This window comes from Nocardia sp. NPDC058666 (genome assembly GCF_042714895.1).
In the GTDB taxonomy this organism is placed as follows: Bacteria; Actinomycetota; Actinomycetes; order Mycobacteriales; family Mycobacteriaceae; genus Nocardia.
In genome coordinates this window covers 68,571-83,600 of the sequence record NZ_JBHXRY010000004.1, presented here as the reverse complement: position 1 = coordinate 83,600, position 15,030 = coordinate 68,571, and the positions used below count along the sequence as shown (strand labels likewise).

Genomic DNA, 15,030 nt, shown 5'->3' with positions numbered 1-15,030 from the left:
CTCACCGGGCGGACGTCCAGCCCCGTTGCATAGGATCGTCGGATGCGAAACGAGGGTGCGGCGGGCCTGGCGACATTGCTCGCCCTGGCTGATTCCCGCCTGCCCATCGGCGGGCACGTGCATTCGGGCGGCGTCGAGGAAGCGGTGTCGTCGGGACTGCTGCGCGATAACGCCGGCGTCGAACTGTATCTGCGCCGCCGCATCGCGACCTCGGGACTGGTCACCGCATCGCTGGCCGCCGCGGTCTGCGGCGGCACGCTCACCCCCGAACGCGCCGAACTCGAAGCCGACGCCCGCACCCCGTCACCGGCGGCGAGGGCGGCATCGCGCGCGCAAGGCCGCGGCCTATTGCGCCTGGCGAAACAGCTGTGGCCCCAGCATGATTGGGCCCCGGCAGGCCTGCGCCCACACCTGTCGACAGTGTTCGGCATGGTCGGCGCGGCCTGCGCGGCGGACACCGAACAGCTCGCGGGCGTAGTCGTGTACACCACGCTCACCGGTGCCGCCACCGCCGCCCAACGCCTGCTCGCCCTCGACCCCGCCGCCATCGCCGCGAGCACCATGCGCCTGGCCCCGCTGTGCGACCGCATCGCCGCCGACGCCGCCACCGGCCTGGCCGCCCTGTCCGACCCACTGCAGGACGCACTGGCCCAGCGACACCTCGACCGCGGCATGCCGCTGTTCGCGTCCTGACCCCGAAATCCCCCGAAGCAAGGAGCACCCCATGCCTCCCCATCTCATCGATGGCGAACCGCACGACCACAGCCACGACCGCCCCAAGCGCGACCGCGTACCCGGCGAGGCACTGCGCATCGGCATCGGCGGCCCGGTCGGTTCCGGCAAGACCGCGCTGGTCGCCGCCCTGTGCCGTCAGCTGCGCGACGAACTGTCACTCGCGGTACTGACCAACGACATCTACACCACCGAGGACGCGGACTTCCTGCGCCGTCACGCCGTGCTGCCCGACGAGCGGATCACCGCCGTGCAGACCGGTGGCTGCCCGCACACCGCCATCCGCGACGACATCACCGCCAACCTCGATGCCATCGACGACCTGGTCGCGGCCAACCCGCCGCTGGATCTGATCCTGGTCGAATCCGGCGGCGACAACCTCACCGCCACCTTCTCCTCGGGCCTGATCGACGTGCAGATCTTCGTCGTGGACGTGGCCGGTGGCGACAAGGTGCCGCGCAAGGGCGGCCCCGGCGTCACCTTCTCCGATCTGCTCGTGGTCAACAAGACCGACCTGGCCCCGATGGTCGGCGCCGACCTGGGCGTGATGGAACGCGACGCCGCCAAGGTTCGCGACTCCCGCCCCACCGCGCTGGTCTCGCTGACCGAGGACCCCGCGGCCACCCCGGTGCTGGCCTGGGTGCGCGAACAACTGCGGATCGCCGCCGAGCAGGACGCGGCCACCGGCGTTGCGCACTGAACTGAGCATCGTCGCCGCACCGGGTAGGTTGCCGCGCATCGACGCGGTCGGCGGCCTGGCCGGGCGGCACACCGGCATCGACACCGTGCACCTGATCGGCACCGCGGCCACCCCGCTGGGCGGCGACGTTCTCGACATCACCATCGTGGTGCGCCCCGGTGCGCGACTGGTGGTCCGTTCGGTGGCGGCCACGATCGCGCTGCCCGGTGCGGAAACGATGCTGTCGCACGCGCATTGGCGTTTCGACGTCGGTGCGGGCGCCGAACTGGATTTCGATCCCGAGCCCACGATTGTGGCCGGTGGCGCGATCCATCACACGGTCACCACGGTGCGGGTCGCCCCGGATGCGCGGCTGCGGTTGCGCGAGCGGGTGCAATTGGGTCGAAGCAATGAGGACGGCGGCGGCTGGCGCGGCGACCTGATCGCGGACCTCGGTGAGATCCCGCTGCTGCGGCACCGGCTCGAACTCGGTGCCGACTCGTGGGCCGACGACCGCCTCAGCGCGCCGCGGGCGCTGGACAGCGAACTGGTCTACCCGGACGACCGTCCGGCCTGGTCGGGCAGTGTCGACCAGGTCCGGCTGCCGTTGGCCGCGGGCGGTTCCCTGGCAACGCGCACCAGTGCACGCCTGCACGCGATAGCCGTCTGATAGCTGCTGGACATGGCGGTGGGAGCCGGACAGAGAGTCCGACTCCCACCACTGGCAAGTCGATCAAGCGTTGACGAGCTCGGCTTCGGTCTCAGCGCCCTCGGGGGTCACCCCACGCGGGGGCGCGAGGAAGCCGCTGGCCGCGCCCACTGCCGCACCGATACCGGCGCCCACGATCGTGACGGGCACCGACACCGCCATGTACGCGGCCATGCCGCCCAGAATCGGGCCCGCGACCAAGCCGATCGGCAGGAACGGCAGTCCGGCCACCAGTCCGGCCACCGCACCGCCGGTGCTGGCCATCATCGCGAACGGGATCGCCACGGTGGAGCCGACGGCCGCGCCGCGGGCGGCCGAACCCAGTGTCTCCGCGGCGATCCGGTCCGAACGGCTGCGTTCCAGGCCGACCGAGTCAAGGAACGTGGCCAGATTGGCTTCGGTGTTGGCCGAGGCGTCGTTGATCTGGATCGAGGTGTCCACCGGCACGAAGTCCGGCACCGGAATCTGCTGGTCACCGAAGCGGAACTGGCCCGGCGGCGGCAGGATCGGCGGCACCGGCGCGACCGCGGTGGGTGCGTGCAGCGGGCCGACGGGGGAAAGGTAGTCCATTTCCGGCCCGGTCCGTGACCAGGCCAGTGAACTGCGGGTGTTCGCGGGCATGGGCTGGACCACGTACGGGGTGGCATTGGGTGCCACCGCGTCGAATTCCGGTCCGGCCTGGTGTTCGGGCTGGGTCACCGCCGCCTGCGCGGGATCGGCATTCGCGGTGCCCGTGCCGATCAGGGCCATGACCAGGGGTACCGCTCCGGCTGCGACGACCGATCCGACCTTCTGTCGCTGCAGGCTTTGCGCCCTGTGTTTCCCCGTCGCCATAGATCACCTTTCATCGGTGGGGATTGGTCACATATATGACCTCCGACATTCGGATCGGTGCTCGGCTCGGATGGGTCCGAAACAGGGCCGACCCTGAATCGAGGTGTGCTGAAAGGTAACTGGAATGACGAAGGCCGGATGGTTCGAGGGAACCACCCGGCCTTCGTGACGGAAAGTGCTAACCGAACTTGCGCGCCTCTTGGGTGAGTTTGTCCTTGGGCGCGGGCGGTGCGCCGACGTCGGCGGCGAGTTCCTTGGCCTCGGCCTGATCGGCGTTGACCTCCTCGATCGCCAATCGCGCGAAGATCCACTGCTCCGTGGCCGCCATCTGACCGCGGTTGCGGCCGAGGAACGACACGAACCAGCCGATCACGGTGACGATGCGGTTGCGGTAGCCGACCAGGTAATACAGGTGCAACGCCAGCCATGCCAGCCACGCCAGGAACCCGCTGAACTCGAGCTTGCCGACCTGGCAGACCGCGTCGAACCGCGAGATCGTGGCCATCGAGCCCTTGTTGAAGTACTTGAACGGCTTGCGTTCTTCGGGGGTGTGGCCCTTGAGTTCGGCCTTGATGGCCTTGGCCGCGTAGGTGGCACCCTGGATGGCGCCCTGAGCCTGTCCGGGCACGCCGGGCACCGACATGAGGTCGCCGACCACGAACACGTTCGGGTGGCCCTTGACGGTGAGGTCGGGCTGCACGATCACGCGCCCGGCCCGGTCGCACTCGGTGCCGTCGGAGCGTTCGGCGATCATCTTGCCCAGCGGGCTGGCCTGCACGCCGGCCGACCACACCTTGCACACCGCTTCGATCCGGCGGGTGGTGCCGTCGGCGTCCTTGACGATGACGCCGAACGCGTCGACATCGGTGACCATGGCGTTGAGCTGGATCTCCACGCCCATCTTCTCCAGCCGCTTGGCGGCCTTGGCGCCCAGCTTCGGACCCATCGGGCCCAGTACCGCGCCCGCGCCTTCGAGCAGGATCACTCGCGCGTCGCGGGGGTCGATGGTGCGGAAGGTGCCGTCCAGGGTGCGGTCGGCCAATTCGGCGATCTGCCCGGCCAATTCGACACCGGTGGGGCCCGCGCCCACGACGATGAACGTCATCAGCCGGTCGCGTTCTTCCTGCGTGGTGGCCAGTTCGGCCTGTTCGAACGAGCCGAGGATGCGCGCGCGCAGTTCCAGGGCGTCGTCGATGGTCTTCATGCCCGGCGCGTAGGTGGCGAACTGGTCGTTGCCGAAGTACGACTGCTGCGCGCCGGTGGCCACGATCAGGCTGTCGTAGCCGGTGACGGTGTCGCGGTTGAGCAGTCGCGAGGTGACTTGTTTGTTGGCCAGGTCCACGTCGATCACGTCGCCGAGCAGCACCTGCGCGTTCTTCTGTTTGCGCAGCACCAGGCGGGTGGCCGGGGCGATCTCGCCGGTGGACAGGATGCCGGTGGCCACCTGGTAGAGCAACGGCTGGAACAGGTGGGTCGACGTCTTGGAGATCAGGGTGATGTCGACATCGGCTCTGCGCAGATGCCGGGTACCGAACAAACCGCCGAACCCGGAACCGATGACCACGACATGGTGCCGACGGTTCCCGACAGACTGACTGCTCATCGTCGCACTCCTCGACAGACAGGGGCTGGCCCCGCGGTGGTGGTGACAGGTTCAACCGTAGTCGGCTCAGGTCGCGACGTCGCTACGAGAAACCGATCTTGGTGTCGACAATACGGGAATCGCGAGCTAGCGACCGGCAAGAAGAATCTCGGCAACGCGGGTGTCGGTCTCGGCGCCATCGGTGTAACCACCGGCGGCACCCAGCGCGTTCATGATCGCCAGGGTGTAGCGCTCGTTGTCGCCTGCCACGCCCACCGAGTTGACCACCCAGCCGTCGGCCTCGGCGGACCACCCGTTCTTCAGGCCGGGACGCATCCGCGAACCCGCGCCCCACACGCCCCAGTGCTGATTGGAGTCCACCGAACGCATCCGGCTCAGCAGATAGCCCAGGTCGTCGGGGTGCATGGTGTCGAGGATGGTGTTCATCAGCCGGTCCAGGTCCGCGGCGGTGCACTTCTGGAACGACCAGTCCGGGAACAGCGCGGTGGTGGTCGGCTGCGGGATCAGGCTGACCATGCCGTAGGCGCGGAACGCGTTGTTGTAGGCCATTCGGTCGAAGCCGATGAACTTGTGCCACAGCACGTCGGCGGCGTGGTCGTTGGAGGTGGCCAGCATCGCCTCGATATTGAACCGGTCGTCGGGGCCCAGCCCGATGGCACCGACCCTGGCCCGGTTGAGCAGGTCCGCGGCGATGGCCAGTTTGATCGTGGACGCGGTCCACACCTGGTTCTCGGCGTGCTCGTTGGCGTACAGGCCACCGGTCTGACGGTCGCGGATCACATAGCCCACCACGCCCGGTCGACCGGCGAGATAGGCGTCGGCGCGCGCGATCCTGGCGCTGAGATCGGCGTCGAAACCGGGCACGGCGGCCTGGGTCAACGCCGGTGGCGCGGCATGGGCCGGACCGACGAGAACGGGCACGCCCGGAGTGAGGACGGCCGCGGCGGCGAGCAGGCAAGCAGTTGCTGCGACTCGAGAGACAACACGGGTGGAGGGAGAACGGTCACGCACGATGGACCACACTCGCACACCGAACGCTCGAGCGCACTAATTCCCTGCAAACAGGACCCGGTCACAGCACTGTTGTGGCGCACGGCAATTGCGTTCAGTGATGCGCGGCGTGCGGGGTGGCGATGGTGCAGCCGTTGAGCCGATGGCAGTGTTCGAACGCTTCGCCGTGCCGGTCCAGCGGCCACGAATGCAGCACCTGATCAGGGCCGTAGCGCCGGGAATTGATCAACTCCCAGCGTGTGCCTACGCGGCGGACGATGAAGCCGTCACCGGGAACCAAGGCATGCACCTGCGCGATCATGAAACGAAACCAGCCTTTCGCCCGCGGCCGTACTGTCCCACCCGAACCGCAACGATCCCATGGTCGGTCCGCGAGGCCGTGCAGGCGCGGCCGGGACACCTTGCGGTGTGGCGTATTTCACTAACCCGGTTCAGTGATGGTGGCGGGGCCGCGCGATTGCGGGTCGGTCGCTGGGCGTATAAACAACGGATGCCGTTGCACCTCCATCGCGCCGAACGCGCCGACGTGCTGGCCGATGGGTTGGGGCGTTTGCTGGGGGAGGTTCCGGGGGATCCGTTCGTGACCGAGGTGGTGGCGGTTCCGGCCAAAGGGGTGGAGCGGTGGTTGGCGCAGCGGTTGTCGGGGGTGCTGGGAGTGCAGGGTGCGTTCGATGCCGATGGGGCTGGTAGTCGAAGTCGCGTGGTCGGGGATGGGATTGCCGCGAATATTTCGTTTCCGGCGCCCGCCGCGCTTGTCGCGCAGGTGTTGGCCGGGGCGAGTGCGATCGCTCCCGCCGACGATCCATGGGCCGGTCAGCGCCTGGTGTGGACGTTGCTGGGGGTCATCGATGAGGTTGCTGATCAACCGTGGGCGGTGGTCCTGGCCCGGCACCTCGGACTCCCCGGTTCTGGGCACCGCATCGGCAGGCGTTATGCCACCGCCGCGCACCTCGCCGCCCTGTTCGATTCCTATGCCGCGCAACGCCCGCAGGTCCTGTTGGACTGGACCGCCGATGTCGACTCCGACGGCGCGGGCGGCCCGGTTCCCGACGATCTCGCCTGGCAGCCGCCGTTGTGGCGGGCACTGCGCACCGCGGTAGGCACCCCGAGTCCAGCGGAACGGCTAGCGGCGGCCTGCGAACACTTGCGCGCCGAACCGGATTCGATCGATCTGCCCGAACGCCTGTCGGTGTTCGGCCTGACTCGCCTGCCCGCGGATCAGCTGGCCGTGCTGGCTGCGTTGGCCGCTCACCGTGACGTTCACCTGTGGATGTCGCACCCCAGCCCGGCGATGTGGGGTGCGCTGAGCGACATCGCACCGGGTCCGTACGCCGATCAACACGCAGGTGTCGGTGCGGCGGACGATCCGTTCCGCGTCCGGGTCCTGTCGCGCGGCTCGGACGACTCGACCGAGGCGACTTCGCACCCCTTGCTTTCCGGCCTGGCCCGAGACGTTCGGGAGCTGCAGCTTCGTCTGAAACCATTGCTGGACACCGATACTCACGTGTCGAATCACCTCGAGCCAGGCTCGCTTCTCGGTGCCGTGCAATCCGCGATTCGAGACAACCGTGTACCCGAATCCGGGTCGATCCCGGATGGCAGCGTCGAGGTCCACGCGTGTCACGGAGCCGCACGCCAGGTGGAGGTGTTGCGGGACCTGCTGTTGACGACCTTCGCGGCGGACCCGACCCTCGAACCGCGCGACGTGCTGATCATGTGCCCCGACGTCGAGGCGTTCGCGCCGCTGGTGCGCGCGGCATTCGGCCAGCGCGGCAGCGGGATCGACCTGCCGGTGGAGGGCGAGCATCCCGCACACCAACTGCGGGTGCGCCTGGCCGATCGTGGGCGCGCGGTGACCAACCCGATGCTGGCGGTGGTGATCGAACTCCTGGAACTGGCGGACGGACGCGTCACGGTGACACAGGTGCTGGACCTGGCGGCGAGCGAAACCGTGCGCCGCCGTTGCGGTTTCGACGATGACGACATCGAACGACTGCGCGAATGGGCCGCGGAGTCCGGCGCGCGGTGGGGGATCGGGCAGCGGCAACGCGAGGCGTTCGGACTCGCCGATTTCGCGCAGAACACCCTCAACGCCGCCGTGGACCGGATCCTGCTCGGGGTCACCGCCGACGAATCCGGCGACGACTGGCTCGATCTCGCGCTGCCCCTGGACGACGTCGACTCCAACGACGTCGACCTGGCCGGCCGGTTCGCCGAGTTCATCGACCGGCTCGCGATCTGCCTGCGCGACCTGCGCGGTCCGCGCCCCGCCGCCGAATGGACCGCGGTGCTGTTGCGCGCGGTCGACCTGCTCACCGACGTGCCCGACGCGCACTCCTGGATCCGCACCGAAGCACGCCGGGAGATCGTCGCCGCCACCGAACACGCCGACACCACGCCGCTGCGCCTGGCCGACGTGGCCGTGCTGCTGACCAGCCGCCTCGCCGGCGGTCCGGGACGGGCGAACTTTCGCACCGGCGAACTCACCGTGTGCACGCTGGTCCCGATGCGTTCGGTGCCGCACCGCGTGGTGGTGCTGCTCGGTCTCGACGACGACGTGTTCCCCCGCCCGGGCAGTGTCGACGGCGACGACCTGCTGGCCCGCGACCCGCTGATCGGCGAACGCGACGCCCGCAGCGAGGACCGCCAGCTGCTCCTGGATGCGATCATGGCCGCCGGGGACAAGCTGCTGGTCCTGCACACCGGCGCCGACCCGGTCACCGGCGCCGCCCGCCCGCCCGCCGTCCCGGTCGCGGAGCTGCTCGACGTGCTCGCCGCCCACGTGGGCTCCTCCGCGATGGGCTCCGTTCACGTCCGCCACCCCCTGCAGGCCTTCGACCGCCGCAATTTCGCCCCCGACACACCGCGCAGCTTCGACACCGTCGCCCTGGCCGGTGCGCGCGCCGCCGCCCGCCCGTCACGACCGCGCTCGCCACTGCTGGCCGAGCCGCTGCCACCCGCCCCGCTCGCGGATGTCGCACTGGCGGAACTGATCTCGTTCGCCGAACACCCGGTGCGCGCATTCCTGTGGCAGCGACTGGGCTTGCGCGTGCCCGAAGAGTCCGAGGACATCGCCGATCAACTCCCGATCGAACTCGACGGCCTGGCGAAATGGGACCTCGGAGAGCGGATGCTGACCGCCCGCCTCACCGGCGCCGACCCGGCCGGTCTGCGCGCCGCCGAATGGCGTCGAGGCACGTTGCCGCCCTTCGGTTTCGGCGCGAAGGTGCTCGACGAAGTGGAGGGCACGGTGGACACTCTCGTTCGCACCGCGCAAGCCGACTACCAAGCCCCGGCGCGTGCGGTCGACATCGCGATCGACCTCGGCAACGGACGCACCCTCGCGGGCACCGTGCCCGAGGTCCGTGGCGAAACGCTGGTGCGCACCACCTACTCCCGTCTGGCCCCGAAACACCGTCTCGCGTCCTGGGTTTCGCTGCTGGCACTGGCCGCCACCGAAGACCGTTCGTGGCGTGCGATCAGCACCGGGCGCGGCCAATACCGAAGGCCCGTAGCCAGATCGGTGATCACCGCACCGGAAGCGCCTGCCGCCCTGGCGATCCTGCGTGACCTGGTCCGCTTGCGCGACGAAGGACTGTGCGAACCACTGCCGTGCGCGCACGAGGCCACCGCCGCCTATGCCGAGCGCCGCTTCCGCGGTGACAGTGTCGCCGACGCCCTGCTCGCCGCCGAGCACGCCTTCGACGACAAATACGGCGACAACACCGACCGCTACCTGCGCTACGTCTGGGGTCGCACACCCCGATTCGACAGTCTCGCAACACAACCCGGCCGACCCGGCGAGCCGGAGAGCACCCGCTTCGGCGGTCTCGCGCGCCGCTGGTGGGCGCCACTGCTGGCCGCGGAAAGTCAGGGGCAGTCGTGACGGGCACGATCTCGGCGCTGACCGCCTTCGACGCCGCCGGACCGCTCCCCGAGGGCACCACCGTGCTCGAAGCCAGCGCGGGCACCGGCAAAACGCACGCCATCGTCGGGCTGGCGGTGCGCTATGTCGCCGAGGCGGGCATCGCCATCACCGAACTGCTGCTGGTCACGTTCAGCCGCGCCGCCACCCAGGAGCTGCGCGAACGCACCAGGGAGCGCTTCGTCACCGTGGCCGCCGCCCTCGCCGAACCCGACACCGCAAGCCACCACGAGGACGAACTCGTGCGCGCGATGGCCGACACCGACCCCGCCACCGTGCGCCTGCGCAGGCACCGATTGCTCACTGCCCTGGCCGATTTCGACGCGGGCACCATCGCCACCACGCACTCCTTCTGCCAGCGGATGCTCGACGAACTCGGCCTGGCCGGCGAACACGATCCCGGCGCCCGCCTGGTCGAATCCGTGGACGAACTCGTCGCCACCGTCGCCGACGACCTGTACCTGGCCCGCTACGCCCGCGACCGCGCCCCGTTCACCCTGCGCGACGCGCACACCCTCGCCCTGGCGGCGGTCCACGACCGGCACGCCGACCTCGCACCCCGCACCGACGGCGCCGCGGGCGAACGCGTCGCCTTCGCCACCGCTGTGCGCGCGGAGACCGAACGCCGCAAACGCCGTGCGGGACTACGCGATTTCGACGATCTGCTGGTCCTGCTGCACGACGTGCTGGCCGACCCCGAACACGGCCCGCGGGCCTGCGCCCGGATCCGGCAGCGGTATCGGGTGGCGCTGGTCGACGAGTTCCAGGACACCGACCCGCTGCAGTGGGACATCCTGCGCCTGGCCTTCCACCAGCACGCCACCCTCGTGCTGGTCGGCGACCCGAAACAGGCCATCTACGCCTTCCGCGGCGCCGAAGTGCTCAGCTACCTCGACGCGGTCGCCCTGGCAGATCGTCGCAGCGAGCTCACCCGCAACTGGCGCAGCGACGCCGGTTTGCTGCGCGCGGTCGACCACCTCTGTGGCGGTGCGGAATTGGGGCATCCCGAGATCACCGTGTACCCGGTCGCGCCGACCCGTCCCGCGACCCGATTGCACGGCGAGCCGGACATGATCACTCCGCTGCGTTTGCGGGTGCTGCCGCGCACCGGGGCCGGTCCCCGCAACCGGTCGGGGTTCCCGTCGGTGGGTCGGCAGCGGGCCAAAGTCGCCGACGATCTGGCCGCCGATATCGTCACCCTGCTCGAATCCGGGACCACCATCGACGCCAAACCCGTACGCGGCGGCGAACATTCGCTGCACGAGGTCGGCGACGGGCGGGTGCGCAGGCCGATCGGGCCCGGCGACATCGCGGTACTGGTGCGCACGCGTTCGCAAATCGATGTGGTGCGAGCGGCCTTGGATCGAGTCGGGGTCGCGTCGGTGCTGGCCGGTGGCACCAGCGTGTTCGCGACCGTCGCGGCCACGGACTGGCTGTGGGTGTTGCGGGCACTGGAACAGCCGCACCGCGGCGACCGGGTTCGGCTCGCGGCCTGCACCCCGATCCTCGGCGTGACCGCCGCCGAAATCGACTCCGGCGGTGCGGATCTCGTGGGGCGGGTGTCCACCCAGTTGCGCGACGCGGCCCGACTGTTCGCCCGCGCGGGTTTCGCGGCGGTGTTCGACAAGCTCGCCACCGAAACCGATCTCGCGCCGCGCCTGCTCGCGGTGGACAACGGCGAACGCGAACTCACCGACCTGCGCCATATCGCGCAGCTGCTCGACGAGGTCGCGCTCGCAGAGGGTTTGGGGCTGACCGCGCTCACCCGCTGGCTCGCCGATCGCGTACGCGAACCGGAGGCGGGCAGCGTCAGCGGTCGCAGTCGCCGGCTCGACCGCGACGCGGCGGCCGTGCAGATCGCCACTGTGCACGCCAGCAAGGGTCTCGAATTCCCTATCGTCTACCTGCCTTTCACGTGGGACAGCGCCAAGAACCCGTATCCGGCGACCCTGCTGTTCCACGACGACAACGGCACCCGCGTGCTCGACATCGGCGGCAAGGAAGCGCCCGGCTACTCCGAGCGCCAATTGCGGTGTGAGGCAGAGGAATCGGGGGAGGAGCTGCGGCTGCTGTATGTGGCGTTGACCAGGGCGATGTGTCAGGCCGTGGTGTGGTGGGCGCCCGCGGTGACCACGGGGGCGGCACCGCTGCACCGGATGATCCTGGGTCGACGGCCAGGTTCCGCGCAGGTGCCGCGACGGGCGGACATCCCCGCCGATGCTGCTGCGGGGCAACGGATTACCGAATGGGCTGCGCCCGCCTCCGACGTGATCTCGGTGACGATGGTCGATCGGCCCGAGGATGTCGCACCGCGCCGCGTGCGCACCGAACTGCCCACCGGTGAATTGGCGGCCGCCGGGTTCACGCGCGCGCTCGACCAACAGTGGCGGCGCACCTCCTACTCGGCGCTGACCGCGGGCGCCCACGACGCCCCCGGAGTGAGCGCGGCGGAACCCGAGGACGGCCCCGGTCCCGACGACGAGCCCGCCGAAGCGCCCTTGGACGCCCTCGTGCACAGCAGCGCCGCGCCTTCGTTGATGAACGCCCTGCCCTACGGCGCCGAGTTCGGCACGCTGGTGCACAGTGTCCTGGAAACGGTCGACACCTCGGTGCCCGACCTCGCCGCCGAGGTTCGCGCGCGGTGTGTCGAGGCGGTCGAGCACACGATGGCCGAGCTCGACGTCGACCTGTTGTCGACCGCCCTGCTCGAAGTCATGCGCACGCCGGCGGATTTCGGTTCGCTGGCGGCAATCCCCACCCGCGACCGGCTCAACGAGCTGGAATTCGAACTGCCACTGGGCGGTGGTGACACGCCCGGTCCGCGGTCGGCGGGAATGCACGCCATCGCCGCGCTGCTGCGCACCCACCTGCCCGTCGACGACGACCTCGCCGACTACCCCGATCATGTTGCCGCACTGCCCGATACGGTGCTGCGCGGGTATCTCACCGGCAGTATCGACGCCGTTCTCCGGGTGCCGGGCGAGGCGGGCACGCACCGCTATCTGATCGTCGACTACAAGACCAACCGTCTGGGCACCGGCGATCTCACCGTCGAGCATTACCGTCGCGAACACATGGTCGCGGAGATGATCCGATCGCACTATCCGCTGCAGGCGCTGCTGTATGCCGTTGCGCTGCACCGATATCTGCGGTGGCGGCTGCCCGGTTACGACCCGGCCCGGAACCTGGGGGGTGCCAGGTACCTATTCGTGCGCGGCATGATCGGGGAGTCCACGCCGCCGGGATATGGCGTTTTCGACTGGCACCCTTCTGCGGAACTCGTTGTCGCACTGTCTGATCTGCTCGCGGGAGGGCGATGATGTCTCGAACTCGGCGATCAGCGGGCGGACATGCGCGCGGTCAGAACTCACCAGTACGGACAGGGAAGGGCGTTGCTCGCGTCGATCGCCTTCGCTGCGAATGTGGTTGCCCTGCAGTTCTGGAGCGCCGATCGTGACGTCTATTCAGGTGGCGCAGCGGGGGACCGGGCTGCTGCGGGTGTTCAACGAAGCGGGCGTGCTGTCGGCCGCGGACGTGCATGTCGCGGTGCGCCTCGGTCGGATGGGGCGCGAGGACAACGAGGACGTGCTGTTGGTGGCGGCGCTGGCCGTGCGCGCGGTGCGCTCGGGATCGGTGTGCCTGGAACTGTCCCGGATGCGGGAGATCGGCATCGACGCCGACGAAACCCGGGACAGCGCAACGGGAATCGACCCGGCGACCCTGCCGTGGCCCGATGTCGATCGCGTGCTCACGGCCCTGCGACGCAGCCCGCTGATCTGCGGCGGACAGGCCGGTCCGTTGCGGCCCCTGCGGATCGTGGAAGCTGATGCGCAGGGTGGTGCGCTGCTGTACCTGGACCGGTACTACCAGCAGGAACAGACCCTGCGGCGAGTACTCACCGAACGCAGCACCGACCACCCCGTCATCGACACCGAACTCGTTCGCGCACAACTGGATCGCCTGTTCGCCGACCCCCTGGGAGACGGCCCCGACCGGCAACACCTGGCCGCAGCGCTGGCCGCCACCCACTGGACCACCGTCGTGGCAGGCGGGCCCGGCACCGGCAAAACCCACACCATCGCCCGCATCCTGGCCCTGCTCACCGCCCACCGCACCGCCACCCCGAAACTGCCCGCCCTGCGCATCGCCCTGGCCGCCCCCACCGGCAAAGCCGCCGCCCGCCTGCAGGAAGCGGTCCGCGAACAAGCCGCCACCCTCGGCCTGCCCGAACTCACCGCCTCGACCCTGCACCGCCTGCTGGGCTGGCAACGCGGCCGCACCACCCGCTTCCGCCACCACGAACACAACCGGCTGCCCTACGACGTGGTCGTGGTCGACGAGACCTCGATGGTGTCGCTGACGATGATGAGCCACCTGTTCTCCGCCCTGCGCCCCGACACCCGCCTCGTCCTGGTCGGCGACCCCGACCAACTCGCCTCGGTCGACGCGGGCGCGGTACTGGCCGACCTGGTCGCAGGCCCGGTCACCGGCACCCCCAACCCGGCCCTGCGCGAAGTACTCGACCTCGATGGACCGTCCCCGTCACCAGCCAGAACAGATCCCGCGGTGGCAGGCGAGCACGGCAATCCCCGAGTGTCGGGGGATGACGGCGCGGTGGAGGGTGAGCACGGCGAGTCGCGAGTGTCAGGGGATGGCGGTGCTACTGAGAGTGCCGCGGATACCGGTGCTGCCGGAGTCTCGGGCGACGTACCCAGCGTTGGCACCGGCCACGCACTCGAACTGTCCGCGCTCGAACAGCGCCGTCTACAGGGCGGAATCGTCCGCTTGACCAGGGGCAGAAGGTTCGGCGGGCACATCGCAGACCTCGCCGTCGCGGTCCGCGCGGGTGATGCCGACGCGGCACTGACCATCCTGCGCGCGGGCGGCGACGACGTGTCGCTGTGCGCTCCCGACGAGATCCGCGCCGTCCGGTCGGACGTGACCACCGCCGCCCTCGCCGTCACGGCCGCCGCCGAGGCCGGTGACGCCATCGGCGCACTGACCGCACTGGAATCGCACCGCCTGCTGTGCGCGCACCGCCAGGGCCCCTTCGGCGTCGAACGGTGGGACCGGATGGCCGCGGAGTGGGCGGCCGCCGGTGGTGCGGGACCCGAAGGGCCCCAATCGACTTGGTACCCCGGTCAGCCCCTGCTGGTCACCGCCAACGACCACGAAGCCCGCATCTACAACGGCGACACCGGCGTCATCATCCGCCGCCCCGACGGCTCCCTGCGCGCGGCCCTGCAACGCGGCAGCGAGCCCTACCTGGTCCACCCCACCCAATTCCCCGCCGTGGTCACCGTTTTCGCGATGACCATCCACCGCAGCCAGGGCAGCCAGTACGACACGGTTTCGGTGGTCCTACCCGAACCCGAATCCACCCTGCTCACCCGAGAACTGCTCTACACCGCCATCACCCGAGCCCGCACCCACGTCCGCATCATCGGCACCGAAGACTCCATCCGCGCCGCCATCGACCGCCGCGTCCTGCGAGCCAGCGGCCTGTCCAGAACCGTTGCGCCACAGGCATAACCGGA

Annotated in this window: 10 protein-coding genes; 6 read left to right on the top strand and 4 right to left on the bottom strand. The window is 69.8% G+C overall.

The window, feature by feature from the left end; all coding sequences use genetic code 11:
- Positions 1 to 42 precede the first annotated feature (42 nt).
- The 3 genes from ACFWVD_RS12000 to ACFWVD_RS11990 are packed head-to-tail and all read left to right on the top strand — an operon-like array spanning position 43 to position 2,081.
- The gene (locus tag ACFWVD_RS12000; RefSeq protein WP_379242058.1) at positions 43 to 693 is read left to right on the top strand and encodes an urease accessory protein UreF; all 651 of its coding nucleotides are present in this window, start codon (positions 43 to 45) and stop codon (positions 691 to 693) included.
- 31 nt (positions 694 to 724) lie between these two features.
- Positions 725 to 1,432, top strand: coding sequence for an urease accessory protein UreG (gene ureG, locus ACFWVD_RS11995; protein WP_379242057.1), 708 nt, complete (start codon positions 725 to 727; stop codon positions 1,430 to 1,432).
- Positions 1,422 to 2,081 (top strand): urease accessory protein UreD, encoded by a 660-nt coding sequence (locus tag ACFWVD_RS11990; protein ID WP_379242056.1) that lies wholly within the window; start codon positions 1,422 to 1,424, stop codon positions 2,079 to 2,081. Before ureG ends, ACFWVD_RS11990 begins: the two co-directional genes overlap by 11 nt.
- A gap of 63 nt (positions 2,082 to 2,144) precedes the next feature.
- On the opposite strand, the gene ACFWVD_RS11985 is transcribed toward ACFWVD_RS11990, so the two are convergent.
- From ACFWVD_RS11985 to ACFWVD_RS11970, 4 genes are all read right to left on the bottom strand, one after another.
- A complete protein-coding gene (locus tag ACFWVD_RS11985; RefSeq protein WP_379242055.1) occupies positions 2,145 to 2,954 on the bottom strand; it encodes a hypothetical protein in 810 nt (269 codons plus the stop codon).
- Between the two features lie 178 nt (positions 2,955 to 3,132).
- Positions 3,133 to 4,557 carry an NAD(P)/FAD-dependent oxidoreductase gene (locus tag ACFWVD_RS11980; protein WP_379242054.1) on the bottom strand — a complete coding sequence of 475 codons (1,425 nt, stop codon included), beginning with the start codon at positions 4,555 to 4,557 and terminating at the stop codon, positions 3,133 to 3,135.
- A 126-nt stretch (positions 4,558 to 4,683) separates the two neighbouring features.
- Entirely contained in the window at positions 4,684 to 5,478 is a 795-nt protein-coding gene (locus ACFWVD_RS11975; protein WP_379242053.1) for a tat pathway signal sequence, read from the bottom strand.
- 184 nt (positions 5,479 to 5,662) lie between these two features.
- Positions 5,663 to 5,857 carry a hypothetical protein gene (locus tag ACFWVD_RS11970; RefSeq protein WP_379242052.1) on the bottom strand — a complete coding sequence of 65 codons (195 nt, stop codon included), beginning with the start codon at positions 5,855 to 5,857 and terminating at the stop codon, positions 5,663 to 5,665.
- A 201-nt stretch (positions 5,858 to 6,058) separates the two neighbouring features.
- Here ACFWVD_RS11970 and recC point away from each other — a divergent pair, with 201 nt between their 5' ends.
- The 3 genes from recC to ACFWVD_RS11955 all read left to right on the top strand — a co-directional run bounded on the left by recC (position 6,059) and on the right by ACFWVD_RS11955 (position 15,025).
- A complete protein-coding gene (gene recC, locus ACFWVD_RS11965) occupies positions 6,059 to 9,454 on the top strand; it encodes an exodeoxyribonuclease V subunit gamma (protein WP_379242051.1) in 3,396 nt (1,131 codons plus the stop codon).
- Complete coding sequence (locus ACFWVD_RS11960; RefSeq protein ID WP_379242050.1) at positions 9,451 to 12,813, top strand: UvrD-helicase domain-containing protein; 3,363 nt, start codon at positions 9,451 to 9,453, stop codon at positions 12,811 to 12,813. The genes recC and ACFWVD_RS11960 overlap by 4 nt, the downstream gene beginning before the upstream one ends.
- Before the next feature lie 133 nt (positions 12,814 to 12,946).
- Positions 12,947 to 15,025: an AAA family ATPase gene (locus tag ACFWVD_RS11955; protein ID WP_379242049.1), complete on the top strand. Its 2,079-nt coding sequence runs from the start codon at positions 12,947 to 12,949 to the stop codon at positions 15,023 to 15,025.
- The last annotated feature ends 5 nt before the right edge of the window (positions 15,026 to 15,030 follow it).

What these genes read in the sequence shown, in the direction of transcription:
- ACFWVD_RS11980 (WP_379242054.1), bottom strand. Translation starts at nt 4,557, where the DNA reads ATGAGCAGTCAGTCTGTCGGGAACCGTCGGCACCATGTCGTGGTCATC.
- ureG (WP_379242057.1), top strand. Translation starts at nt 725, where the DNA reads ATGCCTCCCCATCTCATCGATGGCGAACCGCACGACCACAGCCACGAC.
- ACFWVD_RS12000 (WP_379242058.1), top strand. Translation starts at nt 43, where the DNA reads ATGCGAAACGAGGGTGCGGCGGGCCTGGCGACATTGCTCGCCCTGGCT.
- ACFWVD_RS11985 (WP_379242055.1), bottom strand. Translation starts at nt 2,954, where the DNA reads ATGGCGACGGGGAAACACAGGGCGCAAAGCCTGCAGCGACAGAAGGTC.
- recC (WP_379242051.1), top strand. Translation starts at nt 6,059, where the DNA reads ATGCCGTTGCACCTCCATCGCGCCGAACGCGCCGACGTGCTGGCCGAT.